This window comes from Peribacillus sp., from assembly GCF_059453735.1.
The window spans coordinates 1-2612 of sequence record NZ_JAZVJO010000186.1 but is presented as its reverse complement, the minus strand read 5'-3'; the positions used below and the strand labels follow the sequence as shown (position 1 = coordinate 2612).

Below are 2612 nucleotides of genomic sequence, written 5' to 3'. Positions count from 1 at the left end.
GAATGTATCAAGTGCTACTGAAATCTCAGACATACGGGAGTTCTTAATCAATTTAAAAGCAGCCCCGAATGATTCACGTAAGCTTTCAAAGCTGACTGTGTCACGTTTACCGAGACCGACAAACAATAGTATTTTCGGTCCCATTTGTCCTAATGTATGTACCTTCGTTACTTTATTACGTCTTCCTGAAATTTCACCGGCTTTTAACAGTTCGGTTAATTGGCCATTTAATTTTTCATCGGCCAATTTCCCTGCTCCTTCTAGCCGTGCTGGCTGATCAAAGACGCTCACAAGAAGGCATTCCTCAAGATGATCTATTTGAAAATGATTATTTATGGTATACATAGTTACCTCCTTTATTTCGTAAATTCAATTATATCTAAGTTTTCAAGATATTTCGAATATGGCACATATTTTCGGTTTATTAATTATTTTTTTGTAAAAATGGTTTAGAGCCCCTTAATCATGTTTATGAATAAAGTAACAGGATTTAATTACTTTTTCACCGAATAACATATCATTATCTTTTCAAGCGTTTCAATCGCGTTGAAATTAGAAAGAAGGAGATGCCCCTTGGATATACTTTTCAATTTTCCCTTAATCGCGGCTCTACTTGCGATATTCTTTGCTCAATTCATCAAGGTTCCTATTCACTTTATCGCACTAAAAAAGCTGGATTGGTCTCTTCTTACCTCAACAGGCGGCATGCCGAGTTCACACTCTGCTGCCGTCACTGCGCTGGCCACGGCAGTGGGTATTGAAGCGGGGCTTACTTCTCCCATCTTTTCAGTTGCAGCCATTTTCGCCGTCATTACGATGTTTGATGCTACAGGAGTTCGGCGTCAGGCAGGTGAACAAGCCGCGGTACTGAACAGATTGGTAGTGGATTTTAACACATTTGTCTCAGAAGCAAAGACGTGGCAACAAAAAGAAGAAAAGCAAAAACAACGGAAACTTAAAGAACTGCTTGGTCATAAACCAATTGAAGTGTTTTTCGGCGGATTAACAGGTATTTTTATAGCACTCTTTCTTCACTTTGTATTATTTGAAGGGTAGCTTCTCATGATGGATATTGCCGACCTCGCCGCGCCTTCTTGATGGATTTGAGAAATTAGTCTTACTTCTGCATCCCGAACATTTTCAGCAACTTACCGCTAAATAAAGAGACGGTCGAACTTTTTTCGACCGTCTCTTTTACTAATTATTCTTTTTTCGTTTTTCCAACAATCTGTTCTCGAAAAACTTGCAGATTTTTATCTTCATTGAGATCTTCCAATTGTTTTTCTGTTAAAGAACCTTTTCCCTTTTCGATAATGTAGACATCCAGGGTCTTTTTCCCCCAGTCCGAATATACATCAGCGACGGTATTGTAATACAAATCAAGTTCATCACCATTGATCGCGCCGCCTTTATCCGCGACTACTCCGTACCCATAACCAGGAATCCAAAGAATGGTCCCTAATGGGAAGACATTTAAATCTGCAGCGACTGTAGAATACAAATCCCTTTTTACCTTAACTCCTGAATAGGTAATCCCGTATGTAGGACTTTCTGGATATTTGCCAGTTGATTCGTATCCTGCGGTATAGCCTGTCGCTGTCACAGTATGTACTGGATATTGTGTAAAATCGATTTCATCCTCTATAGATGGTTGTATTTCTGCTGCTTGAGCTTTCAAACCGTGCCCTAAAAACGTTTTCTTAATTGACTCTAGACCTATATGATGAGTCTTTTTATTATCCAGAGATAAGAACTTTGTTGATTCTTCTGTTTGATTAATTTGAGCGTCGACCCCTGTTACCTGCCAGAAGGTCGTATAGAATGCTGTTATAAATAACAAGCTTACAGCTATTCTTTTAATCCCGATTTTCATTTTTTCCATATAGTAATTCCACTCCCTTATCATCATATTTCTTTCCCGAAAAACGATGAAGTATGCAGGATTCGTGGAATTTGTGTAAAGATTGGTTCTTTTGGATTAGCAAAAAGCAGGCAGCCCTGATTCGGCTGCCTGCTTGATTTTAAAACATTTGATACCCTTGTTTTCTCAAAATTTTAATGACAACACCAGCTAAGATAGCTCCAGCTAGACCACTTGAAAGAATAGTAATGTCAGCAACTGCAAGATTAGAGAATTTAGTACCAAGTGTACTAAATACTCTGCCGGGAGCTCTGAAGTAGTCGATCATTTTCTCTCCATTTACGATAAAGATCGTTACAAGAGGGAAAATAACCACCATGACCCAAGAGGACCGGAACAGCATATTTAATAAAAAACCGATTCCAAAAAAGAGCAGAAAAAATAGAACAACAGATATAATTAAAACAGGCAACGCCATAGTCAAAGACCCTCCTCAAGAAGCATCACTCTCAGTTTACTCAATGAAAAGGGACACGTCAATTCCTCAGATAGATAAAAATGGAATCAATGATTACGATGTTTTTCTAATTTTCACCTTTTAAAAAAGACAGTCAGGATTTTTCCCCTGCTTTTCCGCTGCCCTCACAACCGTTGCAAGTTTCCGATCCGCCAAGTAATAATTGAAAATAGCCCTGCCCAGAACAATATTCACAAGTATTTCCCTTTCCTTTCATTATCAACATCTCCTTAT

General features: G+C 38.6%; 5 protein-coding genes. 1 reads left to right on the top strand and 4 read right to left on the bottom strand.

All coding sequences use genetic code 11. The annotated features are described in order from the left end of the window. Positions 1-345: M17 family peptidase N-terminal domain-containing protein (locus tag AC52RT_RS06085; RefSeq protein WP_495539916.1), on the bottom strand; the 345-nt coding region annotated here is incomplete at its 3' end. Positions 346-573: 228 nt separating this feature from the next. Between AC52RT_RS06085 and AC52RT_RS06080 the strand changes: the two genes are divergently transcribed. After that, positions 574-1056 (top strand): divergent PAP2 family protein, encoded by a 483-nt coding sequence (locus AC52RT_RS06080; protein WP_340847023.1) that lies wholly within the window; start codon positions 574-576, stop codon positions 1054-1056. Between the two features lie 145 nt (positions 1057-1201). On the opposite strand, the gene spsC is transcribed toward AC52RT_RS06080, so the two are convergent. The 3 genes from spsC to AC52RT_RS06065 form a co-directional block, all read right to left on the bottom strand. Beyond that, the gene (gene spsC / locus AC52RT_RS06075; RefSeq protein ID WP_495539915.1) at positions 1202-1882 is read right to left on the bottom strand and encodes a stationary phase survival protein SpsC; all 681 of its coding nucleotides are present in this window, start codon (positions 1880-1882) and stop codon (positions 1202-1204) included. 139 nt (positions 1883-2021) lie between these two features. Continuing rightward, positions 2022-2339, bottom strand: a complete 318-nt coding sequence (locus AC52RT_RS06070; protein ID WP_495539914.1) for a YuiB family protein — start codon at positions 2337-2339, stop codon at positions 2022-2024. Between the two features lie 133 nt (positions 2340-2472). Further along, positions 2473-2604 carry a YuiA family protein gene (locus AC52RT_RS06065; protein ID WP_495539917.1) on the bottom strand — a complete coding sequence of 44 codons (132 nt, stop codon included), beginning with the start codon at positions 2602-2604 and terminating at the stop codon, positions 2473-2475. Positions 2605-2612 lie beyond the last annotated feature (8 nt).

Coding starts and splice junctions, on each gene's coding strand:
- AC52RT_RS06070 (WP_495539914.1), bottom strand. CDS start 2,339: ATGGCGTTGCCTGTTTTAATTATATCTGTTGTTCTATTTTTTCTGCTC.
- spsC (WP_495539915.1), bottom strand. CDS start 1,882: ATGGAAAAAATGAAAATCGGGATTAAAAGAATAGCTGTAAGCTTGTTA.
- AC52RT_RS06065 (WP_495539917.1), bottom strand. CDS start 2,604: ATGTTGATAATGAAAGGAAAGGGAAATACTTGTGAATATTGTTCTGGG.